Consider the following 24,429-nt stretch of genomic DNA (forward strand, 5'->3'; position numbering starts at 1 on the left):
GTGGTTTTCCTGGCCTGCAGCAAATGAAAACGCCGCACGGCGGCCAACCGTGCGGCGTTTGCTATTACCAGGCTCAGTTCAGCACGCTGTCGCTGCGCTTGGCCAGGTTCTGGATGCGGGTGTCGCTCTCTTCCGGGGTGTCTGCCACGTTGAAGGCGCTGTTGGCGTGCAGGCTCTTCAGGTACTTCATCAGCGCGTCCTGTTCGCTGCCCAACGTGGCGGTGCTGGTGCTGGCCGCACCGCCGGCACTGGCACTGCTCATGGCGCTGGTGAGGTCGATCAGGTTGCTCAGCGTGGCCGGGAACGGGTAGCCGTCGCCACGGTTTGCCAGGAAGTTCAGCGTCACCAGGCGGAAGGTGCGGTTGGGGTCGCCTTGCAGCACGCCGTTCTGCACCACCACGTCGTTACCTACTTTCAGTGAACGGATGCGCTGGCCAGCGGTGGTGACGTTGAAGCTGCCGTCCAGTACTTGGGCGGTCTGGCTGGCGTCATAGCTGAAGCTCATACCGCCCACTTGCGGGAAGCGGCCCTGGCTGCCCAGGCTGGCCATGCCGTGTTCCAGCAGCTGTTTCAGTTGTTGGGCACTGATGTCCATCACCCACAGCTTGTTGTTGAATTTGAGCGCAGTTTCGATGGCCAGTTGCGAGATTTCGCCGGCGGCACGGTTGCTGTCCGGGTTGGCCTTGGGTGGTGCCAGCGTGGCGCTGGCAGTGCTGCCGGCAGCCGCGACGACTTCGCCGATTTCGGAACGGATGCCGCCGCCGTTCTTCAGTGAAATCTGTACCGAGCTGTCGTGCAGGCGGGCGTACCACAGGTTGGCATCGGCGCTCAGGTTACCGAAGTTGGTTTCCTGGTTACGCACGGCCAGGCGGCGGCCTTCCAGAAACACATCGGTCTTGCCAAACACATTGCCGTCCTTGCTGCGCAGCACGTTCTTTACCCCTTCACGCAGTTCCACTACGCGGGTAATGGCGGGCCGGTTGCTGGCTTCGCTGGTGGCCCAGGCACCGGACAGCTTGTTGTTGAAGTGAGCCGGCATCAGCACGCCCTTGGCGTTGAATGGTGCCATGAAACGGCCCAGGTACTTGTAGTCGGCGTCCACATTCACGACCACTACCGGTTGGCCGGCGGCATCGGTTGTCTGATACGGGTAGCTGCCGGCAGCGGTGTCGCCGCTACGCAGGGTGTCGTTGGCGTCGGCCAGCAGGGTATTGGAGCCGCCAGCTACGATGATGTCGACGTTGCGCAGTTTGCGCGCCAGCGCTTTTTCGGTGTCCAGCGTTTGCATGTGGGCCAGTAGCACGATTTTGTTGATGCCTGCCGCGCTCATTTCGTCGACGCCGCGCTGCAGCACGGAGGCCAGACCATCGATATCGACATTGCTGCCGGCGATGGTGGGCTTGAAGTCCAGGCCGTCGGTAGTGGTGATGTTCTTGAATACCGGCGAGCCGGCACCGATCAGGCCGATGGTTTCGTTACCCACCCGTACCGTGCTCCAGCCGGTCAGCTTGCCCTTCTGATCATTGACGCTACCGCCGTTGGCGACTGCCAGGCTACGGGTGTTGCTGTCCAGGCTGAAGTCGACGTTATAGCTGAGGTGCGGAAACTGCGCCCCCACCCAGTTGCCGGACGGCTTGATGATGTCGGTGAACTGGCGGGTGCCCAGGTCCAGTTCGTGGTTGCCAATGGTGGACGCTTGCACACCCAATGCATTCAGCAGCGCCATGTCGGCGCGGCCAACCTCGGGCGTACCCAGCAGGCTGGTCAGTGAGCTATCGTTGGCCGCATTGAAACGGGGGCCCGGGATGTAGTTGTCACCAGAGCTGACCAGCAGGGTCTGCTGCGGGTAGCTGCTGCGGAATTCGTTGATCAAGCCGGACAGATGGGCGACCGAATTCAGCGCTGTGCTGTCGGAACCGTCCGCATCGGAAAAATGCAGCAGTTGCAGGGTAAAGACCGGTTGTTCTTCAGCCTGGCTGGTGCCGGACCCGCCGCAGGCGGTCAGCAGCAGGCTACCCAGCAAGGCAAAGGCCAGCACGGGGGAGGGGGGACGCATCGACATGGCAAGCTCCGTAACAAGGTAGGTGCTGCCATGCTTGCGCTACCATGTGACATAAGCATGAAGCTATTTATCGATATCGGCTGACAGACTGTTCTGATAGCAGACCGCTGTACGCTAAACTGCGGCATGCAGCCGGCAAGGGTGAGACTGCCGGGTTCGCTATAATGACAACTCTTATTGCCATCCGCCCACCGAGGCTGCCTGCCGATGAACAAGCTCAACCTGGTTTCCCAAGACGGTACCCGCCTGCAGCAATGCGGTGATTGCCGCGATGGTGCGGCACTGGATTTTGCCTTCAGTTACGCCTTTCACCCCATTATCGATGTGCGCCAGCGCACGGTGTTTGCGCACGAGGCGCTGGTGCGCGGGCCGGCTGGCGAAGGGGCCATGACGGTCTTGTCCCGCGTCAACGATAGCAACCGTTACCGTTTTGATCAGGCCTGCCGCGTCAAAGCGATCGAGATTGCCGCGCGGCTGGGCATGCAGAGCCGGCTATCGATCAACTTTCTGCCGAATGCCATTTACCGCCCCGAGGTATGCATCCGCACAACGCTGCAGGCAGCGCGCGACCATGGTTTCCCCATTGAGCAAATCATCTTTGAGACGGTGGAGAGCGAGCAGGTAAGCGACGGCAACTGGTTGTCGCAAGTGTTTCGCGAGTACCGCCGCATCGGCTTTATGACCGCCATTGACGACTTTGGCGCCGGTTACGCCGGCTTGACGCTGCTGGCCGATTTTCAGCCCGACATCGTCAAGCTCGACATGGCGCTGGTGCGCGGCGTGGAGCAAAAGCGGGCCAGCCGCGTGATTGTGGCCAACGTGGCACGCCTGTGCGACGAGCTGGGGGTGAAGGTGATTGCCGAAGGCGTGGAAACCGCTGCCGAACTGAGCTGCCTGCAGGAGATGGGCGTCCATCTGGTACAAGGCTATCTGTTTGGTCAGCCCCGCTTCGAACAGTGCGTGCGGGATATCGCCGAGGTGTGGCCGGTCGGGGTGTAAGCGCTTAGCCCTGATGCAGTGCGGCCATCACCCAGCGCTGGATGCTGGCGGCGTCCATGGCGCCGGCCTGGCGCTTTACTTCGCGGCCATTCACGAACAGTACCAGTGTGGGAATGCTGCGAATGTTGAAGCGCTGTCCCAGCGTGGTTTCGGTCTGGGTGTCGATCTTGGCAAAACGCAGTTGCGGCAGCGCGGCGGCTGCCTGGTCGAACGCCGGCCCCATCATCTGGCAAGGGCCGCACCACGGCGCCCAGAAATCTACCAGTACCGGGATATCGTTGCGCGTGAGATGGCGCTCGGCGTTATCGACAGTCAGCTTGAGTGGCTTGCCGTGTAGTAAAGGCTGGTGGCACTGGCCGCAGTTGGGCTGGTCTCGCAGCCGGGCGGCAGGGACTCGGTTGATGGCGTCGCAGTGCGGGCACACCAGATGGCGGGCGTCGGGGGTGGTCATCGGCATTCTCCTTGGGGTGACCCGACGGACATGGTGGTATGGCCAGACACTTTCAATAGACGGTAGCTGCGGGATGGCAGGGCTGGCGGTGCCAACGGTCGCGCCAGGCACCTTGAAAGTCAGACAGCATCTGCTGGCAAGCGCTGCAGCAGGTCCCAGCGGTTGCCGTACAGGTCTTCGAACACCACCACCCAGCCGTAATCCTCGCGGCGCGGCTGCTCGCAAAAGCTCACGCCGGAGGCCAGCATGCGCTGGTAGTCGGCCTGGAAGTCGTCGCTTTCCAGAAACAGCCACACGCGCCCGCCGGCTTGGTTGCCGATGAAGGCGGCTTGCTCGGGGTTGGCCGCGCGCGCCAGCAGCAGCGCGGCGTTGCCGCCTGGCGGGGCCACCACCACCCAGCGCTTGTGGCCTTGCGGGGTGTCTTCCAGCAGGTGAAAGCCCAGCTTGTCGCGGTACCAGGCGATGGCTTCGTCGTAGTCACGCACCACCAGGGCCACGCGGGATAGCTGTGTTGGCATCGGTTTTCTCCCCAAACCGGCAAGTATGACCGCTTTGGCGGCAGCGGGCCAAACTGATGGCAAAGCTTGCCAAACATGCGTCATTTTATGGCAGAAACTTATCGAAATTTACGCTGTCTTGCGCTGGTGTTTTGCTTTGCCGGCTTCTGCTCTAACATGGAGCGTCCACCCCGCCTTGCCCCTTTCATCATGCGCCGTTGCCTGCTGTTCATTGCCCTGTTGCCGTTGACCGCCCACGCTGCCCTCGACTACCGCGTCGACATTGTGGCGCCGGACAACCTTAAAGCCTTGCTGGAGGCCAACCTCGACCTCACCCAGCTGCGCGAGGACGAGGCGCTGCGCGACAGCGACCTGCAAGCGATGGTGGGCAGCACGCCGGACGAGGTGAAAAAGCTGCTGGAAACCGAGGGTTATTTCTCGCCGCAAGTGAGCGTGCAGCAGGAGGGGAATACGGTACGGGTCAGCGTGGTGCCGGGCGAGCCGGTGATGGTGTTCGACGTCAACGTCACCTTCACCGGCCCGGTGCGGCAGGAGGCCGATTACAGCCAGTTCATCCGCACCGCGCTGGAAGAGTGGCTGTTGCCGATTGGCGGCCAGTTCCGCCAGGACGACTGGGACAGCAGCAAGAAGGGCGTGCTGCGCCCCTTGCTGTTGCAGCGTTTTCCGCTGGCGCGCATTACCGAGGCGCGAGCCGATATCGACCCGGTGGCGCGGCGCGCCGAACTGAACGTCACGGTAGACAGCGGCCCGCGCATCAGCTTTGGCCCCATCCGTGTCGAAGGGGCGCAGCGTTACCCCGAATCCGTCATCCTGGGGCAGGCCAACTTCCGCCAGGGCAGCCCCTACAAGCAGGCCGACCTGCTGGCCTACCAGTCCAGCCTGGAAGCCGACAGCCACTACAGCAACGTGGTGGTGGCGCCGCTGTGGGAGGAACGCGATGGCGAGCAGGTGCCGATCCAGGTGATCGTTAACGAGGTGAAGCGGCAAAAGCTGGACGCCGGTTTCAACTTCAGTACCGGCGACGGCCCCGGCGTGCGCCTGGGTTACGAGCACTACAACATTTTCAAGCGCGGCTATACCGGCTCGGTGGTTTACGACTGGAAAAAGTCGCGCCAGCAGCTGGATCTCGGCCTGGGCTTTCCGCGTACCGCCAGCGGCTACTCGCATGCCATCAACCTGCGCCGCAGCCATAGTGAAGAAGACAACACCGTTACTGACGCCAGCGAGCTGGGCGGCTTCCGTATCCGCAAGGACGGTAATATCGAGGCGCGCATCGGCCTGGAGTACCTGATCGAACGCGAATCGCTGGCGCAAAAGCTCACCCGCAATAACAAGGCGGTGGTGCTGTCTTACGGCTGGACCCAGCGCGCCATCGATAACGCGCTGCGCCCCGGCCGCGGCTACCTGATCGAAGCCCAGGCCGCCACCACGGTAGGCAATGTGGCCAGCGATACCCGTTTCAGTCGCGGTTACCTGCGCTTGGCCAATTACTGGACGCCATCGTTCATGACCCGCAGCACGCTGGTGTCGCGGCTGGAAGCCGGCCAGGTGTGGGCCCAGGACAGCTCCGAAGTGCCCGCCTCGCGCCTGTTCAAGGCCGGTGGCGTCAACAGCGTACGCGGCTACAACTACCAAAGCCTGGGGGTGATCGACACCGACGGCACCGTGACGGGCGGCCGTGTGCTGGCCACGGCCAGCCTGGAGTACCAGTACGCCGTGACGCGTGACTGGCGCGCCGCGCTGTTCTACGACGCCGGCGACGCGGCCAACAGCTGGCAAGACCTGCGCGTGGCCACGGGCTGGGGCGCCGGCGTGCGCTGGCTCAGCCCCATTGCCCCGCTGGCTTTCGACATTGCGCGCGGTGAACGCGATCACCGCTGGCGCTGGAACCTTAACCTGGGATTGGCATTTTGACCTCGCACGCCCCGATGACCCCGCCCACCTCCGACCCGACGCCGGAAGACACCATGCCGGCGCTGCCGCGCCGCCGCCGGCTGGGCCGCGTGTTCTGGCTGCTGTTTCTGCTGCCGCTGTTGTTGCTCGGCGGCAGCGGCTGGTGGCTTACCGCCACGCCGGCCGGCTTTGCCACCCTGTGGCAATGGGCCGGCCAGCTCAGCGGCGGCCAACTCAAGGTTGGCCGCGTGCAGGGCACGCTATGGCAGGGCTTTACGCTGCAGCGCCTGCACTGGCAAACGCCCGACAGCCAGCTGGCACTCAGCCAGCTGGTGCTGGATTGGGACGCCCAGGCGCTGTGGCAGCGTCAGCTGCATATTCGCAGCCTGCAACTGGGGCCGGTGAGCTGGCGTAGCCGGCCCAACCCGCAGCCCAAGCCGCTGCAGGCACCGTCCGATCTCAGCCTGCCGCTGACGCTACGTGTCGATGCCCTGCGCGTGGCCAGCCTCAGCCTGCCGGACAGCCAGCTGCAGCTGGGGCCGTTGCAGGCCAGCTACCGCTACGACAGCGGCCGCCACCAGCTGCAGCTGACGCAGCTGGACACGCCGTGGGGCCGTTTGCAGAGCGAGTTCGCGCTGGGCGATGCCGCGCCGTTTGCCTTGCACGGCAGCAGCCGCTTCCAGGGCGATATCGATGGCCTGGCCACCCGCGGCCAACTGGCCTACAGCGGCAGCCTGCTGTTTCCGCAGCTGCGTGGCGAAGTTAGTGCCAAAGGCCTGCTGCTAGCGCTGCAGGGCAAGCTGGCGCCGTTCGACGTGACACCGTTGCGCCGCCTGCGCCAGCTGGACCTGCGCGTGGGCGGCGTCAACCCGCAAGCGCTGCAGCCGCAGTGGCCGCAGGCCAGCCTGGCGCTGGCGCTGCAACTGACGCCGCAAAACGCCGACACCATCCAGGGCGGTATCAGCGTGGTCAACAACCAGCCCGGCACGCTGGCGGCCAAACGGCTGCCGCTGTCGCTGGCCTGGGGCGAGTTCCGCATCCAGCGCGATACGCTGTACCTGCCCGGCCTGCAAGCTTTGCTGGCCGACGGCCAGCTCAGCCTGAAGGGGCAGGCCAGTGCCGACAAGCTGGCCCTGCAACTGGGGCTGGATCGCCTGGCTAGCCAGGCGCTGGACCCGGCGCTGCCGGCGCATCGCGTGTCCGGCAGCGTGGCGCTGGGCGGTAGCCCGCGCCAGCCGGACATGCTGGTCAAACTGGCCAGTGGCCAGCTGGCGCTGGACAGCCGGGTGGCGCTGCGCGACGCGCCACGCCGCCTGCTGCTGGACGATCTGCTGCTCCGTACCGGCGCCGGCCGCTTCCAGGGCAAGGGCCAGTTCGGGCTGGATAGCCAGCAACTGGGCTTCGACGGCCGTTTCGAGCGCTTCGACCCGGCGGTGCTGGACCCGCGCCTGCCGCGCGGCAACGTCAACGGCCAGCTGCAGGCCCGGGCCAGCCTGGGCGCCAAGCCGCAAGGCGACGTCGGCCTGCGTTTTACTGCCAGCCAGCTCGGTGGCGAAGCGTTGGGCGGCCAGCTGGCACTGGCCTGGCAGCCGCAGCGCGTCAGCGCCGTCAACGCCAACCTGACACTGGGCCGTAACCGCTTGCAGGCGCAGGGCGCCTACGGCGTGGCCGGCGACGTGCTGAAGCTGCAGTTGGCCGCACCCGACCTCAGCCCCTTGGGCGCAGCGTTTGCCGGCGAGCTGAACGCCCAGCTGGCGCTGGCCGGCACCCCGGCGCGGCCCGACATTAGCGCCCAGCTGCAGGCCAATCGCCTGGCGCTGCCCGGCGGCGTACAGGTGGCCAGCCTGAATGCCGACGGCCGCAGCGGCATCACGCCGGACAGCCCGTTCCGCCTGAACCTGCAAGGCCGTGGCCTGCAGGCCGGCGGCCAACGTCTGGACGAAATCAGCCTGCTTACCAGCGGCACGCGCCAGGCGCACCAGCTCAACCTGGCCTTGCGTGGCGAACTGCAGGCCAAGCCGCAAACGCTGAACCTGGCACTGCAAGGCGGCCTGGACAGCGAGCAGATGCGCTGGCGCGGCACGCTGGCCAGCTTGCAAGCCGGCGGCGCGTTGCCGTTACGGCTGGAAGCACCAGTGGCGTTGCAGCTGGCCGCAGACAGCGTGCAGCTGGCACCCAGCCGCTGGCAGGCGCTGGGCACCGGCTGGCAGCTGGGTGACACCGCGTGGCAGCAGGCCAGCGGCTGGCGCAGCCAGGGCCAGGTACGGTCGTTGGCGCTGGACGCGCTGGCGCCGTGGTGGACGCCGCCGTTACAGCAAAACCTGGTGCTGGCCGCGCAGTGGTCGCTGGCCGGGCAGCACGGCCTGCCGCAGGGCAGCCTCAGCCTGCAGCGCATCAGTGGCGACCTGATGCTGCCGGCGCAAGGCGCCCATCCGGCCGAGCCTGTGGGCCTCAGCCGTGCCCAGCTGCAACTGGGCTTGGGCGACGCCGCGCCGTTCAGCCTGCAGCTCGATACCCGTTTTGGCCGCGTCAGCGGCGACGGCACGTTGAACCTGCCCGCCGCGGCGCCGTTGGATACCGCTACCATCAGCGGCCGGCTGCAAGCCAGCGTGCCGGCGCTGTCGGTACTGCAAAGCCGCATGCCGGCCGGTACCGAGCTGGACGGCAGCCTGGCGGCCAACCTTACCCTGAACGGGCCGCTGCTGGCGCCGCAGCTGGGCGGTACACTGAGCGGGCAGAAGCTGCGCTTTGTCGAGCGCCGCAACGGCATTCGGCTGGAGCAGGGCGTGCTGGCCGCGCGCTTGCTGGGCCGTAGCCTGCAGATCGACACCCTGCAGTTCGGCAAAGATGGCGAAATCGGCGCCAACGGCCAGCTGGCGCTGGACGGTGACATCCCGCTGGCGGCGGTGACGCTGACGCTGAAACGCTTTGCGGTACTGGACCGCCCGGGGCGCCGCCTGCTGGTGTCCGGCAGCAGCCGCATCACGCTGGAGCAGGGCCGTGCCATGGTGCGCGGTGCCTTCAGCGTGGATCATGGCCGCTTCGACCTGCCGCGGCTGGGCGGCCCGAAACTGTCCGATGACGTATTCGTGGCCGGGCGCGTGTACGACGAGGGCGGCAAGGCGCTGCCGCTGGGGCTGGACATCACCGTCACGCTGTCCGACGACGTGCGCTTTGCCGGTAACGGCCTGGACGCCTGGCTGGGCGGCAGCGTCCGCCTGCTGGCCGAACCCGGCGGCCAACTACAGGCGCGCGGCCAGATCCGTGTCGACAAGGGCCGCTTCAAGGCCTACGGCCAGGACCTGGACATCAACCGTGGCGTGGTCAGCTTTACCGGCCCGCTGGACAACCCGGTGCTGGACATCCGCGCCAAGCGCCGTTTCTCGCAAGTGGGCGCTGGCGTGGAAATCAGCGGCTCGGTGCTGAACCCGGCGATCAAGCTGGTGGCCGACGAGGCGATGTCGGAAAAAGACAAACTGTCGTGGCTGGTGCTGAACCGCGCCGCCACCAGCGACGAGCGCGATAGCGACATCGCCGGCGCGTCGGCCGGTGGCTTGCTGGCCGGTATGGTCAACGACAAGATCGGCCTGTTCGACGATGTGGGGGTGGTGTCGCGCGCCGAAAGCACCAGCGCTAGCGGCACGGTGAACCCGGCCGAGCAGGTGGTGATGCTGGGCAAACAGCTGACACGCGAGCTGTACGTGGGCTACGAGTACGGCCTGCGCAGCGCCGAGCAGGCCATCCGCATCAATTACCAGTTGTCGCAGAAGCTGTCGCTGGTGGGCCGCGCCGGGCGCGAGGCGTCGTCGGAATTGCGTTACACGCTGCGCTTTGACTGATTGGCGACCATCGTGCAACGCCCCCGGTCTGTATGGCAAACCGGGGGCGTTGCTTTTACCGTCATGCTTTTGTTAGCTGACAGCGGCTGCAGGTATGCCGTGGTTTGCCACCAGTTTGGCGGCGGCGCCCAGCGTCAGCGGGCGGCCGGTGAGGTAACCCTGTACCGCCTCGCAGCCTAGCCGCGCCAGCGCGGCCAGCTCTTCCTCGGTTTCCACCCCTTCGGCCAGCGCTTCCATTTTCAGGCTCTTGGCCAGCGTGATGATGGCCAGCACGATGGCGGCGTTGTCGTCGCGGTGTTGCAGGTCGGTGACGAAGCAGCGGTCGATCTTCACCGTGTCCGGGGCAAAGTCTTTCAGGTAGGCCAGGCTGGAATAACCGGTACCGAAGTCGTCTACCGCCAGCCGTACCCCCAGCGCCTTCAGGCCGTCCAGCGCCGCCTTGACGTGGCCGGTGCGCTCCAGCAGCGCGCTTTCGGTAACCTCGATCTCCAGCTGTGCCGGTGCCAGCCCGGTTTCCTGCAGGATGCCGGCCACCAGCCCGGCAAAATCGGGCTGCGCCAGCTGGCGCGGTGACACGTTCACCGCCATGGTCAGCGCGTCCTCGCCGTGTTGCGGCCAGGCGGCGGCCAGGCGGCAGGCTTCGCGCAGCACCCAGCTGCCGATATCGATGATCAGCCCCGACTCCTCGGCCACCGGGATGAACTGCGCCGGCGGTACCGACACGCCGTGATCGTCGGTCCAGCGCAGCAAGGCCTCGAAGCCCGACAGGCGGCGGTCGGCCACCCAGAACTTGGGTTGCAGCATCAGGTGCAGCTCCTGCCGCGCCAGCGCGCCGCGCAGGCGGTTTTCCAGCAGCAGGCGCTGGCGGACCTCGGCGGTCATGCGTTCGGTGAAGAAGCGGTAGTTGTTGCGGCCCTGGGCTTTGGCTTCGTACATCGCCATGTCCGCGTTTTTCAGCAGCAGTTGCGCGTCGCGGCCATCGTCGGGGCTGACCGAGATGCCGATGCTGGCGGTAATCACCAGCTGGTGGCCGTCCAGCTGGAACGGCTGGCGCAGCGCGTCCAGCACGCGTTCGGCGATCAGCGCCGCCTGCGCGTTGTCGGCCAGCTCCGGCAGGATCATCACGAACTCGTCGCCGCCGGTGCGGCCAACGGTGTCCATCTCGCGTACCACGTGGCGGGTGCGGCGCGCCACTTCCTGCAGCAGGGTGTCGCCGGTAGCGTGGCCCAGGGTGTCGTTGATGTTCTTGAAGCGGTCGAGGTCGAGGAACAGCACCGCCACCTTGTGGCGGCTGCGTTCGGCCACGCGCAGCGACTGCTGCAGGCGGTCCATCAGCAGCAGGCGGTTGGGCAGGTCGGTCAGGTAATCGTACTCGGCCAGGTGCTGCACCCGCGCCTCGGCTTCCTTGCGTTCGCTGATGTCGGAGAACAGCGCGATGTAGTTGCTGAGCTTGCCGTGGCTGTCGCGCAGTGCGTTGATGCTGAGCCACTCGGGGTAGATTTCGCCGCTTTTGCGCCGGTTCCAGATCTCGCCGGACCACTGGCCGCGCAGCTGCAGCTGTTGCCACATGTCGCGGAAGAAGGCGGCGTCGTGTTTGCCGGAGCTGAGCAGGGCAGGGGTCTGCCCCAGCGCTTCGGCCTCGCTGTAGCCGGTGATGGCGGTAAACGACTGGTTGGCCGCCACGATGCGGCTGTCGGCGTCGGTGATCAGGATGGCTTCGGTGCTGGCTTCAAACACCTTGGACGCCAGTCGCAGCGCACGCTCTTGTTCCAGGCGCTGGCTGATGTCGCGCGCGGTGGCGCACAGGTAGTGCTCGCCACGGTAGTGCACGCTGCTGTGGCGGATTTCCAGGGTGCGCGGGCCGTGGCAGCACTGGATCTGCCGCTCGCTGCATTCGCCGTCTTCCAGGCGCAGCGCAAACAGCTGTTGTTCGCTGCCATCGCTGCAGCCGTCAAAGCATTCGCGGGCGCGCTGGTTGCGGTAGGCGATGTTGCCGCGTGCGTCGCGCAGCACGATGATGTCGGCCGCGCTGTCGCTCATGTAGCGGGTCAGCTCTATTTCGCGGGCGTTCTGTTCCAGCGCGGCTTGTTTTTCCTCGATCTGGCGCTGGTAGGCGTCGGCCAACTGCCGCAGCCAGCGCGCAAACAGCAGCGAGAACATCACCGCCAGCATTAGCGCGGTGACAAAGATGGCCAGCGTGGCCAGCACCCGTTGCTCGGTCTGCTCGCCCAGCAATTGTTGCTGTGCGGCGTCGTCGGCTTGCAGCAGGCTGGCGGGCGACACGGCAATCACCTGCCACTGCCACGCGGTCATGCGGCCAACGTAGGCGGTGTAGGCACGTGTGCCGTGGCTGCCGGGCAACTGGAAGTCGAGCACGCTACCGGCCGGGGCGTGCCACAGCCGCTGCCGCAGCGCGTCGGGGAGCGGGCGCTGCTGCCCGTCCAGCCCCAGCAGCACGCGGCCCTGGCCGTCCAATACGATAAAGCCGCCGCGTTTGTCGCTGCGCATCTGCGCCAGCAGGGCCAGGCCTTGCTTTTGCAGGTCGGCCGCCACGTTGCTGACGTATTCGCCGCCGCCGATCAGCCAGCCGAATGGTTCGAAGCGGCGCGCGTACGCCACTTTCTCTGCCATTTTTTTCTCGCCCGGCCGGTACCAGCGGTAGCTGGTAAAGCCGGCACCCTGCGGGTTTTGCGTGGCGGTGATCAGGTTGCGCATGATGTAGGCGCCGGTATCGTCGCGGTTGTTCAGCAGCGAGCTGCCTTCCAGCTTGGGCTGGGTCGGCAGCAGCACGCAGTCGCCTTGCAGGGTATCGACAAAGAAATAGCCGCGGCCGTCAAAGTAGCGCAGCGGGCGCAGTGCCTCGATGATCTCGTGGCGGGCGCGGGCATCCGGTTGCCCGGAGCCAGCATGGGTCTGGTACAGCGCGGTGGCCAGCGCGTGCGCCTGGTCCACGTGTTCGTGGATGCGCTGGCGCAGGATGTCCTGCGTCTGGCGGTGCAGCGTGTCCAGCGTGATGATGGCGTCTTCGCTCCAGGTACGCAGGAAGGTCAGGCCGTGCTGGCGCGACTGCTGCTGCAGCGTGGCGCGGCTTTGCTGGTAGTCCTGCCATTGCTGGTAGAAGAAGTAGCTGGCCAGCAGCACCACGACGGTAATCACCAGGCTCAGCATGCCGGCGCGCTGGATGCGGATGAGCCTGTTCTGGTCCGGTAAGCGGGACACGGCGGTACCTGTAGCAAACACGATGGGGGAGCGTGGATTATAAGAATCCCTGCTGTCGCGACTTTGATATTTGTCAGTGGCGCGGGCGTTATGACAGCGTTTGCGTTACAATCCGCGCCGGGAAGTTGGACAGACAGCCGCCGCGTGCTTGCACGGGGAGGAAAGTCCGGGCTCCACAGGGCAGGATGCTGGCTAACGGCCAGGCGTCGCGAGGCGACGGAAAGTGGAACAGAGAGCAGAACCGCCGATGGCCGGCCGGTGCGCCCGCAAGGGTCGCCGGTGGCACAGGCAAGGGTGAAAAGGTGGACTCCTTCGGGAGCCGCCGGGGGGAACCCCGGCGCGGTAAGAGCGCACCGCGGACGCAGTGATGCGGACGGCAGGCTAAACCCCATCCGGAGCAAGACCAAATAGGGGTACATTGGCGTGGCCCGCGCTGTACCCGGGTAGGTTGCTTGAGCTTGTCGGTAACGGCAAGACTAGAGGAATGGCTGTCCAACGACAGAACCCGGCTTACCGGCCAACTTCCCCCCCCATTCTATCGCCCGGCATACCCATGCCGGGTATCTGACAATGCCCCGCCACGGGGCATTTCTTTCGGCTATCGATATCGCTTAAAAAATAGGCAAAAAGCTTTTTACCCGCCGCGTAAAAGGCAGTACAATGGCGACCCTTTTCACCCCATGTCCTTCTTTTTGCGATGCAAATCGGCCCCTACGTCCTCAAGAACCGTCTGATCGTCGCCCCCATGGCCGGCGTCACGGACCGGCCGTTCCGCATGCTGTGCAAGAAGCTGGGCGCGGGGATGGCGGTATCGGAAATGATCACCGCCAACAAGGCGCTGTGGACCACGCCGAAGACGCTGCGCCGCGCCAACCATGAAGGCGAGGTGGAGCCCATCGTGGTGCAGATCGCCGGCGGCGACCCGCAGATGCTGGCCGACGCCGCCCGTCTGAACGTGGAGCACGGCGCGCAGATCATCGATATCAACATGGGTTGCCCGGCCAAGAAGGTGTGCAATGTGGCCGCCGGCAGCGCGCTGCTGCGCGACCTGGACAACGTTGGCCGCATCCTGGAAGCGGTAGTGAAAGCAGTGGACGTGCCGGTGACGCTGAAAACCCGCACCGGCTGGAGCAGCGAGGTGAAAACCGCGCTGCAGGTGGCACGCATGGCCGAAGACGCCGGGATTGCCGCGCTGGCCCTGCACGGCCGCACCCGCGAGGACATGTACCGCGGCGCGGCAGAGTACGACACCATCGCCGCGGTCAAGCAGGCGCTGCGCATTCCGGTGGTGGCCAACGGCGACATCGACAGCCCGCAAAAAGCCAAGTACGTGCTGGATTACACCGGCGCCGACGCCATCATGATCGGCCGTGCGGCACAGGGCCGGCCGTGGATCTTCCGCGAAATCCAGCATTACCTGGATAGCGGCGAGCTGTTGCCGCCGCCGCGCATTGCCGAGATCGACGCCATCATGCAGGCGCACCTGGCCGAGCTGTACGACTTTTACGGCGAATACAGCGGCTGCCGCATCGCCCGCAAGCACATTGCCTGGTACACCAAGGGGCTGCGCGGCAGCAACGAGTTCCGCCAGGCCATGTACAAGCTGGAAAGCACCGCCGCGCAGCAAGTGGCGGTGGCCGATTACTTTGCCGGCCTGGCGCAGCATTCGGACCGGCTGCAATACGTAGAACAAGACGCAGAACAAGGCAGTGCGGACGCCGACGCGGCCGCGCTGGCATAAGCCACTCGACACAACAATAACATCATGCAAAACAACGACGACATTTCCCTCAGCGTGCGCCTGGCCATGGAGCAATACTTCCGCGACCTGGACGGCGAAGCGCCGGCAGCCATCTACGATATGGTTCTGGCCTGTGTCGAAAAGCCGCTGCTGGAAGTCGTGCTGAACCATACCCAGGGTAACCAGACGCGTGCGGCCGAACTGCTCGGCCTTAACCGCAATACCCTGCGCAAGAAGATGAAGGCCTACGACCTGATCTGACAGCCAAGCCACCCGTGTCACGGGTGGCTTTTGTTTTACTGGCCGCCTGCCAGGCGGCCTATACCAACACCACAGGCAGCCACGGCTGCCGCGAACTCCCCTGCAAGGCAGGGGCGGGGGACGGGATCATTGAGAGCGGTGGCGCTGCCTGGCAGCCTGCCCGTGTTTTTTTGAATTGGCAAAGCATCGTGCCTTGCCAGTGTTTTGATGAGCGGTAGAGAACCATGACCAAGATCGAACGTGCGCTGATCAGCGTGTCTGACAAAACCGGTGTACTGGCATTTGCCCAGGCCCTGGCAGGTTTCGGCGTAGAAATCCTGTCCACTGGCGGTACGGCCAAATTGCTGCGTGATGCCGGTGTGCCGGTAATCGACGTATCCGATTACACCGGCTTCCCGGAAATGCTGGACGGCCGTGTCAAAACCCTGCACCCGAAAGTGCACGGCGGCATTCTGGGCCGTCGCGACCTGCCGGAACACGTGGCCACCATGCAGGAACACGGCATCGGCAACATCGACCTGGTGTGCGTGAACCTCTACCCGTTCGAAGCCACCATCGCCAAGGCAGACTGCACGCTGGAAGACGCCATCGAAAACATCGATATCGGCGGCCCGACCATGGTGCGCTCCGCAGCCAAGAACTGGCAGCACGTGGCCATCGTTACCGACGCCGAAGACTACGACGCGCTGGTGGGTGAAATGCAGGCCAACGCCGGCCAGCTGTCCAAGCTGACCCGCCTGAACCTGTCCAAGAAAGCGTTCACCCACACCGCGGCCTACGACGGCGCCATCTCCAACTACCTGACCAGCCTGGCCGAAGGCGTGGACGCCGGCGTGCCGGACCGTGCCGCGTTCCCGAACCGCCTGAACATGCAGTTCGTCAAAGTGCAGGACATGCGCTACGGCGAAAACCCGCACCAGGCCGCCGCCTTCTACCGCGACCTGCACCCGGCTGCCGGTTCCATCGCCGGTTACCGCCAGCTGCAGGGCAAAGAGCTGTCGTACAACAACATCGCCGACGCCGATGCCGCCTGGGAAGCCGTCAAAACCTTCGACGCCCCGGCCTGCGTCATCGTTAAGCACGCCAACCCGTGTGGCGTGGCTGTGGCTGCTGACACCCTCAGCGCCTACCGCCTGGCGTTCGCTACCGATACCACCAGCGCTTTCGGCGGCATCATCGCCTTCAACCGCCCGGTAGACGCGGAAACCGTGGAAGCGGTAACCGGTCAATTCCTGGAAGTGCTGCTGGCGCCGTCGTTTACCGACGAAGCCAAGGCCATCATCGCCGCCAAGAAAAACGTACGCGTGCTGGAGATTCCGCTGCTGGCCGGTGCCAACCATTTCGAGCTGAAGCGCGTGGGTGGCGGCGTACTGGTGCAAACCCCGGACATCCGCAACGTGGGCCTGGACGAGCTGCGCGTGGTGACCAAGCGTGCCCCGACCGAACAGGAAATGGCCGACCTGCTGTTCGCCTGGCGCGTGGCCAAGTACGTGAAATCCAACGCCATCGTGTTCTGCAAGAACGGCCAGACCGCCGGTATCGGCGCCGGCCAGATGAGCCGTGTGGACTCCACCCGCATCGCTGCCCGCAAGGCGCAGGACGCCGGCCTGAGCCTGCAAGGCGCCGTGGCCTCCAGCGACGCGTTCTTCCCGTTCCGTGACGGTATCGACGTGATTGCCGAGCAAGGCATCAAGGCCATCATCCAGCCGGGTGGCTCCATGCGTGACGAAGAAGTGTTTGCCGCTGCCGACGAGCACGGCATCGCCATGGTACTGACTGGCGTACGTCACTTCCGTCACTAAGCAATTTGCCGCAGGGTTGGCCGCCTTCCTTGCGGCCAACCTTTTGAGGGCAGTTGTTTTGATAAAAAAAAGTTTTATATTAAGTGGCCTGTTGCTGGCTTCCAGCGCACATGCTGTGACCTGTGGCAATAGCGACAGCTGGCTGGACAAAGGCTGTCGCCGTGCCGAACAGGTAATGCAGCAGGGCGAAACCGGCGTCTACGTTACCGGTTACGCCTACCACCTGCGCAGCATGTATAGCGAAGAAAAGATCAAGTCGTTCAACGAACGCGCCTGGGGCGGCGGTATCGGCAAGAGCCTGTATGACGAAGACGGTGACTGGCATGGTGTGTATGCGATCGCCTTTCTGGACTCGCACAAGCATGTTGAGCCGGCGGCCGGTTATGCCTACCAGAGCATGGTACCCATCGGTGGCCGTTGGCAGCTGGGGGGCGGTTTTACTGCTTTTCTGACTAGCCGCACCGATACGCTGAAGGGCTTTCCGGTACCGGTAGTGCTGCCGCTGGCGTCGTTGCAGTACCGCAAGAGCGCGGTGATGGCTTCCTTCATGCCGGGCCCGAAGGGCAACGGCAATGTGCTCTTTGTATTTGGCCGTATCGCTTATTGAACGCTGCCGGCTTAGCCGGCAGCGACACGAACACCCTGTTTGAGGAATGCAGATGAAAATCCTGGTAATCGGCTCTGGTGGCCGCGAGCACGCCCTGGCCTGGCGCATTGCCCAGTCGCGCCGTGTATCCAAAGTGTTTGTGGCACCGGGTAACGCCGGGACCGAACTGGACCCGAACCTGACCAATGTGGCCATCACCGCCATTCCCGAGCTGGTGGCCTTTGCCCGCGACGAGAAAATCGAACTGACCGTGGTCGGCCCGGAAGCGCCGCTGGCTGCCGGGGTGGTAGACGCCTTCCGCGCCGCCGGCCTGAAGATCTTCGGCCCCACCCAGTACGCTGCGCAGTTGGAAAGCTCCAAGGATTTTGCCAAGGCCTTCATGCAGCGCCACGGCATTCCCACCGCCGGTTACGAAACCTTCAGCGACGCCGCTGCCGCCCACGACTACGTTGGCCGCAAGGGCGCGCCGATCGTGATCAAGGCCGACGGCCTGGCCGCCGGCAAGGGCGTGGTGGTAGCGATGACGCTGGACGAAGCGCACGCTGCCATCGACGACATGCTGGTGGGCAACAAGATGGGCGACGCCGGTGCCCGTGTGGTGATCGAGGACTTCCTGCAAGGCGAGGAAGCCAGCTTCATCGTGATGGTAGACGGCGAGCACGTGCTGGCCATGGCCACCAGCCAGGACCACAAGCGCCTGCTGGACGGCGACATGGGCCCCAACACCGGCGGCATGGGCGCGTACAGCCCGGCACCGGTGGTGACGCCGGAAATCCACGCCCGCGTGATGCGCGAGATCATCCTGCCAACGGTACGCGGCATGAAAGCCGACGGCCACACCTACACCGGCTTCCTGTACGCCGGCCTGATGATCGACGCCGACGGCAACCCGTTCACCATCGAGTTCAACTGCCGCTTTGGCGACCCGGAAACCCAGCCCATCATGGCGCGTTTGAAGTCCGACTTCACCGTGCTGCTGGAAGCCGGCGTCAACGGCAAGCTGGATACGGTTGAAGCCGACTGGGACCGTCGCGTGGCACTGGGCGTGGTACTGGCCGCCGAAGGCTACCCGGAAGCGCCGCGCAAGGGCGACCTGATCAGCGGCATTCCGGCGCACACCGACGACACCATGACCTTCCACGCCGGCAGCACCTTTGACGCCGACAAGCAGCTGGTGACCAACGGTGGCCGCGTGCTGTGCGTGGTAGGCCTGGGCGACAGCGTGAAAATGGCGCAGCAGAAAGCCTACGCCGTGGCCGACCAGATCCAGTTTGCCGGCAAGCAGCTGCGCCGCGATATCGGCGGCAAGGCGCTGAACCGCAACAAGTAAGCCGCGTGCTACCGCCCATGCGGGCGGCCCCGCTATCGACACCCTGTTTGCCCGGCAAGCAGGGTGTTTTCTTTGGTGGCCGTGGGTTAGCCGAACCACTTTAGCGGGCAGCGTGACCACAGCAGCGCCTACACTGGTAAAGGAACCCGGTTGTAGGAGGGCTAGGCATGAAGACGCTGATGCTGGCGCTGCTGTGCTGTGGCAGTAGCGCACTGGCCGCCGATGCGGCACACCTGACACTGCTGACCGAAGACTACCCGCCGTTCAATATGGCCGACAGTGGCGGCCGCGTTGTCGGCTTATCCACCGATATCGTGCGCCAGCTGCTGCAGCGCGCCGGCATCAGCCACGATATCGAGCTGCTGCCATGGGTGCGGGCTTTCAACCGCGCGGTGCTGGAACCTCACACCTGCGTGTATTCCACCACCCGCACCGAGCAGCGCGAGCACCAGTTCAAATGGATAGGCCCGGTAGTGGAGAACCCGTGGGTACTGTACGCCCGCAACGACAGCAAGATCCCGGTGCCGGCTCTGGAGGCGGTGCGACCCTACCGGTTGGGCGGCTACAGCGGTGACGCCATCGCCCAGTTCCTGATCGGCAAGAACTTCGAGGTAGACCTTGCCAGCGCCGACGTGCAGAACGTACGCAAGCTACTTGCGGGCCGCATCGACTTCTGGGCCACCGGCAAGTACAGCGGCGCCTTGCTGGCCGAGCGCGAAAAAGCCGGCGCCAGCATCCGTCCGGTGCTCACCTTCAATACCACGCTGATGTACCTGGCCTGCAATCCGCGCATGGATGACCGTACCGTCAGCCTGCTTAACGACACGCTGGAACGCATGCGCCGTGATGGCAGCGTGGCGCGTATTCAAGCCAGATACCAGCAGCTACAGCCCTGAAGGTGGCTTTGGCAGTGCACAACACTTGCCCAGTCGCTACAATCGGCAGCCGTGACTCTCTTGGCCAGCCGGAACCCTGTTGTTTGCCGCCGGTCTGTTCACTACCGCTAACCATTGCCGTTTACCGTGAAAACACCGTTTCCCCGTTTGCCCGCCCGGGCGCAGGTGGACGCTGCTCGCGGCCGCTTGCGCGCCGGGGGGGTGCTGGCCTACGCCACCGAGTCCTGCTTCGGCCTGGGCTGCAACCCGTTCGACGTGCGTGCCATCCGCCGCATCCTGGCCATCAAGGGCCGGCCCACGCACAAGGGCCTGATCGTGATTGCGGCCAACCTGCAGCAGCTACGGCCGCTGATCCGCCCGCTCACGCCGGCGCAGCTGGCCACCGTGCAGCGTTACTGGCCCGGCCCGTACACCTTTTTATTGCCGGCGTCGCGCCGCGTGCCCACGCTGCTGCGCGGGCGGCATGATAAAATTGCCGTTCGCATCAGCGCCCATGGCGAAGCCGCCGCGCTGTGCCGCGCGCTGGGGTCGCCGCTGGTGTCTACCTCGGCCAACCGTGCCGGGCAGAAGTCGCTGAAAACCGCCCGCGCCTGCCGCCAGGCTTTCGGCCGCGAACAGGTACTGACCCTGCAGGGCCGCATCGGCAAGCGCCGCAAACCGTCTACCATTATCGATCTCGACAGCGGGCGCGTACTGCGCTGACGCTGCAAGGAGCCACCCGTGCAGGAAATTTCCGTTCTCAGCCTGATCATGCTCGCCAGTCTGCCGGTTCAACTGGTGATGGCCGGCCTGGTGCTGTTGTCCCTGGTATCGTGGGGCATCATCTTTAACAAACTGGCGGTGCTTGGCCGCGCCCGCCGTGCCACCCAGGATTTCGAGCAGCAGTTCTGGAGCGGCACCGACCTGAACAGCCTGTACGAGAAAACCCGTGGCAAGGGTGACGCTCAAGGCACCGAAAAACTGTTTCAAGCCGGTTTTGCCGAATTCGTGAAGTTGCGCCGCCAGCCGGGGGTGGACATCTCCGACCAGCTGGACGGTGCCCGCCGCGCCATGCGCGCCGCCGCCCAGCGCGAGCTGGACGCGCTGGACCATCACAACAGCTTTCTGGCTACCGTTGGCTCGGTCAGCCCCTACATCGGCCTGTTCGGTACCGTCTGGGGCATCATGCACGCCTTTATCGGCCTGGGTAACGCCGGCCAGGCCACGCTGGCTACCGTGGCACCGGGCATTGCCGAAGCGCTGATCGCCACCGCCATCGGCCTGTTTGCCGCCATCCCCGCCGTGGTGGCCTACAACCGCTTTGCCGCCGATGTGGACCGTCTGGCTGGCCGTTTTGATTCGTTCATGGAAGAGTTTTCCAACATCCTGCAGCGCCTGGCAGCAAAATAAGCTGGGCAGCTACCACGCAAAAGCCGCTTCGATGGATAGCGGCTTTTTGTTTGCCAGGCGGCACAAGGTTGGCCGCAAGCGCCGCTCAGGCCGCCTGCAGCTGGTCGATCAGCCGGTGCAGCGCGTCGGTCAGCGCGCGTACCGAGCCGGGCAGGTCCCAGTTATCGTCGCCCGGCTGCACCACGTTGGAGATGGCGCGCAGCTGCAGAAAGCGCTGCTGCTCCTGCAGGCAGACGTGGAAAAACGCCGCGCCCTCCATGTTTTCGATGTCCACCGCGCTGCTATCGATAAACGGTGCCATCGCCACGTTCAACGACGCGCTGCGCGCCGTGCGCCAGCCGCCCTCTGCCGGCAGGTGCGGGCAGGCCAGCGTGTGGCGGCGCTCGAAATCCATGTCTAGCGGCAGGTGCGACAGGTGTACAAAGCCGTCCGGCGTGTGAAAGCCCAAATCGGCCTCCACTTCGCTTTCCACCAGCACCACGTCGCCAATGGCCAGGTTGGCGTGCGGGTAGTAGCCGGCTACACCGGCCAGAATCAGCCAGTCCGGCCGCCCGGCGTGCAGCGTTTTCAGTGTCTGGTAGGCGGTAGCGGTCAGCCCCACGCCGCTGACCAGGGTGGTAACGCCGTCGCGCTGGAACAGGCTGGCTTCGGTGGCAGTGGGGAACAGCACGGTGATTTGCATACAGGTTGGCCGCAATAAAAGGGGACAGGCGATTCTAGTGCCGCCGCGCTGCGGCCAACAGCCACCGCCGCGCTACAATGCCGCATGGCAGACATCAAATACCTGGCGGGCTACCCGCCGCACCTCATCGAACAAGTGGCCGGCCTGCTGCAGGCCGGCAAGCTGGGCGCCTGGGTGGCCAGCCGCTACCCCGACAGCCACGACATCCAGACCGACCGCGCGCTGTACGACTACGTTACCGAGCTGAAGCAGCGCTACATGAAAAACGCCGGCGCGCTGGCCAAGGTGGTGTACGACAACAACCTGCACCCGATGCGCGGCACGCTGGGCACCAACGCCTTTGTGTCGCGGGTGCAAGGCGGCAAGCTCAAAAGCAAGAACGAAATCCGCATCGGCAGCCTGTTCCGCGACGCACCGGAAGCCTTCCTGCGCATGATCGTGGTACACGAGCTGGCCCACCTGAAGGTAAAAGACCACGACAAGGCGTTCTACCAGCTGTGCTGCCACATGGAGCCGCACTACCACCAGCTGGAATTCGACATGCGGCTATGGCTGCTGGCGCGCGAGGCGGAAGCGTAGCCGTTTGGTGCTTTGGTAGCCCGGATAAGCCGCAGGCGCATCCGGGGAGGGCAGCGCATAGCGACCGAGCCAGGTGGGTGCCGGAGATAACCCCGGATGCGGCTATGCCTTATCCGGGCTACGGGCTGAAGGTAGAAGACCACGACAAGGCGTTCTAGCAGCTGTGCTGCCACATGGAGCCGCACTACCACCAGCTGGAGTTCGACATGCGGCTATGGCTGCTGGTACGCGAGGCGGAGGCGTAGGGTGGGCAAAGCGTAGCGTGCCCACCACGACGTCTGGCCGGTGGGCACGGCCTGTGGCCTTTGCCCACCCTACTTGCTGATTTCCCCCGGATGCGCCTGCGGCTTATCCGGGCTACGGCTGGGGTGTGTACCTCGTGCGCCGTTGCCCAAGCGCCAGCGTCAGCGCCCAAACAAAAAACGCCCCGTCTCGACGGGGCGTTTTGCTGTGGCAGGGCCAGGTTGGCCGCAGGCTTAGTGGCCGGCGTTGGCGCGGCGGTAGCGTTCGATCAGCGCGGTGGTGGAGCTGTCGTGCGGCGCGCTCTTGAGCTTGCCGGCCAGCTCGGCGTGGATGGTTTTGGCCAGCTGTTTGCCCAGCTCCACGCCCCATTGGTCGAAGCTGTTGATGCCCCAGATCACGCCTTGCACGAAGATCTTGTGTTCGTACAGCGCAATCAGGCTACCCAGGTTGCGCGGGTCCAGGCGGTCCATCAGCAGCGCGTTGGTAGGGCGGTTGCCGCCAAACACCTTGTGCGGCACCAGCGCTTCCAGCGCCTCGCCTTTCAGGCCTTGTGCGGTCAGCTCTTCGCGCACTTCTTCGGCGGTTTTGCCGCGCATGAAGGCTTCGGCCTGGGCAAACACGTTGGCCAGCAGGATTTCGTGGTGGCCCGGCAGGCTGGAGCTGTTTTTCAGCGAGCAGATCAGGTCGATCGGCGAGATGTGGGTGCCCTGGTGCAGCAGCTGGAAGAAGGCGTGCTGGCCGTTGATGCCGGTTTCGCCCCAGATGATGGGCGCGGTTTCAAAGTCGACCGGGCTGCCGTCCAGGCAGGTTTGCTTGCCGTTGGATTCCATGTCCAGTTGCTGAATGAAAGCCGGCAGGCGGTGCAGGTACTGGTCGTACGGGGCGATGACGTGGCTGCCGCCGCCGTAGTAGTTGATGTACCAGATGCCGATCATGGCCAGCAGCACCGGCATGTTCTGTTCGAACGAGGCGTTGGCAAAGTGCTGGTCCATGATGTGGGCGCCGTTCAGCAGCTCGGTGAAGTTTTCTTCGCCCAGGTACAGCATGATGGGCAGGCCGATAGCCGACCACAGGCTGTAGCGGCCGCCTACCCAGTCCCAGAATTCGAACATATTGGCCGGGTCGATGCCGAACTCGGCCACGGCTTTCTTGTTGGTGGACACCGCCACGAAGTGCTTGGCCACTGCTTTTTCGTCACGCGCGCGGGCGACAAACCATTCGCGGGCGGTGAGGGCGTTGGTCAGCGTTTCCTGGGTGGTGAAGGTTTTGGATTCCACCACGAACAGGGTGGTTTCCGGGTGCACTTTCTTCAGCGTTTCCTTCAGCTGGGCGCCGTCCACGTTGGACACGAAGTGCATGTTCATGCGCGGGTGGCCAAACGGCTTGAGCGCGCTGCACACCATCAGCGGGCCGAGGTCGCTGCCGCCGATGCCGATGTTGACGATGTCGGTAATCGGCTGGTGGGTGTAGCCCAGCCATTCGCCGCTACGTACCGCATGACAGAACTTGCCCATGCGCGCCAGCACCGAGTTCACCTTGGGCATCACGTCTTCGCCGTCCACCAGAATGGGCGAGTTGGTGCGGTTGCGCAGCGCCACGTGCAGCACGGCGCGGTTCTCGGTGCGGTTGATTTTTTCGCCCTTGAACATGGCTTTCAGCTTGGCCGGCAGGCCGGCTTCGCGCGCCAGCTGCATCAGGCCGGCGAGTGTTTCGTCGGTGATGCGGTTTTTCGAGTAGTCCAGGAACAGGCCGCCGACTTCCAGCGAATAGCGCTCGGCGCGCTGCGGGTCGCTGGCAAACAGGTCGCGCATGTGCACGTTTTTGGCTTCGGCAAAATGGTCCCACAGGGCGTGCCAGGCGGGGAGCTGGGTGAGGGCGCTCATGTTTTCTCCATCTTCTGTGTGTCTGCGGCCAACCC

Annotated in this window: 18 protein-coding genes and 1 other RNA gene; 13 read left to right on the forward strand and 6 right to left on the reverse strand. The window is 64.8% G+C overall.

Features of this window, described 5'->3' with window-relative positions:
- Positions 1-73: 73 nt before the first annotated feature.
- Complete coding sequence (locus tag ACK4FZ_RS02825) at positions 74-2,062, reverse strand: bifunctional metallophosphatase/5'-nucleotidase (RefSeq protein ID WP_409818210.1); 1,989 nt, start codon at positions 2,060-2,062, stop codon at positions 74-76.
- Between the two features lie 207 nt (positions 2,063-2,269).
- Between ACK4FZ_RS02825 and ACK4FZ_RS02830 the strand changes: the two genes are divergently transcribed.
- On the forward strand, positions 2,270-3,061 hold the full coding sequence (locus ACK4FZ_RS02830) for an EAL domain-containing protein (protein WP_409818211.1): 792 nt from the start codon (positions 2,270-2,272) through the stop codon (positions 3,059-3,061).
- A gap of 4 nt (positions 3,062-3,065) precedes the next feature.
- On the opposite strand, the gene trxC is transcribed toward ACK4FZ_RS02830, so the two are convergent.
- A complete protein-coding gene (gene trxC / locus ACK4FZ_RS02835) occupies positions 3,066-3,512 on the reverse strand; it encodes a thioredoxin TrxC (RefSeq protein ID WP_409818212.1) in 447 nt (148 codons plus the stop codon).
- A 119-nt stretch (positions 3,513-3,631) separates the two neighbouring features.
- Positions 3,632-4,030 (reverse strand): VOC family protein, encoded by a 399-nt coding sequence (locus ACK4FZ_RS02840; protein WP_409818213.1) that lies wholly within the window; start codon positions 4,028-4,030, stop codon positions 3,632-3,634.
- Between the two features lie 189 nt (positions 4,031-4,219).
- Between ACK4FZ_RS02840 and ACK4FZ_RS02845 the strand changes: the two genes are divergently transcribed.
- Both ACK4FZ_RS02845 and ACK4FZ_RS02850 read left to right on the forward strand, forming a co-directional pair.
- Positions 4,220-5,944 carry an autotransporter assembly complex protein TamA gene (locus ACK4FZ_RS02845; RefSeq protein WP_409818214.1) on the forward strand — a complete coding sequence of 575 codons (1,725 nt, stop codon included), beginning with the start codon at positions 4,220-4,222 and terminating at the stop codon, positions 5,942-5,944.
- 14 nt (positions 5,945-5,958) lie between these two features.
- Positions 5,959-9,762 (forward strand): translocation/assembly module TamB domain-containing protein, encoded by a 3,804-nt coding sequence (locus ACK4FZ_RS02850; protein ID WP_409818215.1) that lies wholly within the window; start codon positions 5,959-5,961, stop codon positions 9,760-9,762.
- Positions 9,763-9,834: 72 nt separating this feature from the next.
- On the opposite strand, the gene ACK4FZ_RS02855 is transcribed toward ACK4FZ_RS02850, so the two are convergent.
- Positions 9,835-12,981 carry an EAL domain-containing protein gene (locus ACK4FZ_RS02855; RefSeq protein WP_409818216.1) on the reverse strand — a complete coding sequence of 1,049 codons (3,147 nt, stop codon included), beginning with the start codon at positions 12,979-12,981 and terminating at the stop codon, positions 9,835-9,837.
- Between the two features lie 121 nt (positions 12,982-13,102).
- On the opposite strand from ACK4FZ_RS02855, the gene rnpB reads away from it, so the two are divergent.
- The 9 genes from rnpB to tolQ all read left to right on the forward strand — a co-directional run bounded on the left by rnpB (position 13,103) and on the right by tolQ (position 21,007).
- An RNA gene (rnpB, locus tag ACK4FZ_RS02860) (RNase P RNA component class A) lies at positions 13,103-13,510 on the forward strand.
- A 168-nt stretch (positions 13,511-13,678) separates the two neighbouring features.
- The gene (gene dusB / locus ACK4FZ_RS02865) at positions 13,679-14,722 is read left to right on the forward strand and encodes a tRNA dihydrouridine synthase DusB (RefSeq protein WP_144370898.1); all 1,044 of its coding nucleotides are present in this window, start codon (positions 13,679-13,681) and stop codon (positions 14,720-14,722) included.
- A gap of 24 nt (positions 14,723-14,746) precedes the next feature.
- Entirely contained in the window at positions 14,747-14,983 is a 237-nt protein-coding gene (locus tag ACK4FZ_RS02870) for a helix-turn-helix domain-containing protein (protein WP_017507566.1), read from the forward strand.
- A 224-nt stretch (positions 14,984-15,207) separates the two neighbouring features.
- Positions 15,208-16,785 (forward strand): bifunctional phosphoribosylaminoimidazolecarboxamide formyltransferase/IMP cyclohydrolase, encoded by a 1,578-nt coding sequence (gene purH, locus ACK4FZ_RS02875; protein WP_144370899.1) that lies wholly within the window; start codon positions 15,208-15,210, stop codon positions 16,783-16,785.
- Positions 16,786-16,876: 91 nt separating this feature from the next.
- The gene (gene pagP / locus ACK4FZ_RS02880) at positions 16,877-17,392 is read left to right on the forward strand and encodes a lipid IV(A) palmitoyltransferase PagP (protein WP_409818217.1); all 516 of its coding nucleotides are present in this window, start codon (positions 16,877-16,879) and stop codon (positions 17,390-17,392) included.
- A 52-nt stretch (positions 17,393-17,444) separates the two neighbouring features.
- The gene (purD, locus tag ACK4FZ_RS02885; protein ID WP_144370900.1) at positions 17,445-18,722 is read left to right on the forward strand and encodes a phosphoribosylamine--glycine ligase; all 1,278 of its coding nucleotides are present in this window, start codon (positions 17,445-17,447) and stop codon (positions 18,720-18,722) included.
- A 167-nt stretch (positions 18,723-18,889) separates the two neighbouring features.
- Entirely contained in the window at positions 18,890-19,618 is a 729-nt protein-coding gene (locus ACK4FZ_RS02890) for a substrate-binding periplasmic protein (protein ID WP_409818218.1), read from the forward strand.
- A 126-nt stretch (positions 19,619-19,744) separates the two neighbouring features.
- Positions 19,745-20,320, forward strand: coding sequence for an L-threonylcarbamoyladenylate synthase (locus ACK4FZ_RS02895; protein ID WP_409818219.1), 576 nt, complete (start codon positions 19,745-19,747; stop codon positions 20,318-20,320).
- A gap of 27 nt (positions 20,321-20,347) precedes the next feature.
- Positions 20,348-21,007 (forward strand): protein TolQ, encoded by a 660-nt coding sequence (gene tolQ, locus ACK4FZ_RS02900; protein ID WP_409818434.1) that lies wholly within the window; start codon positions 20,348-20,350, stop codon positions 21,005-21,007.
- Between the two features lie 85 nt (positions 21,008-21,092).
- Here the strand turns inward: tolQ and ACK4FZ_RS02905 are convergent, their stop codons facing one another.
- Positions 21,093-21,689: a purine phosphorylase gene (locus tag ACK4FZ_RS02905; RefSeq protein WP_409818220.1), complete on the reverse strand. Its 597-nt coding sequence runs from the start codon at positions 21,687-21,689 to the stop codon at positions 21,093-21,095.
- Between the two features lie 84 nt (positions 21,690-21,773).
- Between ACK4FZ_RS02905 and ACK4FZ_RS02910 the strand changes: the two genes are divergently transcribed.
- On the forward strand, positions 21,774-22,268 hold the full coding sequence (locus tag ACK4FZ_RS02910; RefSeq protein ID WP_144371092.1) for a YgjP-like metallopeptidase domain-containing protein: 495 nt from the start codon (positions 21,774-21,776) through the stop codon (positions 22,266-22,268).
- A gap of 476 nt (positions 22,269-22,744) precedes the next feature.
- Here ACK4FZ_RS02910 and pgi read toward each other — a convergent pair whose 3' ends face one another.
- Positions 22,745-24,394, reverse strand: coding sequence for a glucose-6-phosphate isomerase (pgi, locus tag ACK4FZ_RS02915; protein WP_409818221.1), 1,650 nt, complete (start codon positions 24,392-24,394; stop codon positions 22,745-22,747).
- Positions 24,395-24,429: the final 35 nt, after the last annotated feature.

The sequence above is a fragment of the Vogesella sp. genome (assembly GCF_046297735.1).
Lineage (GTDB): Bacteria > Pseudomonadota > Gammaproteobacteria > Burkholderiales > Chromobacteriaceae > Vogesella > Vogesella urethralis.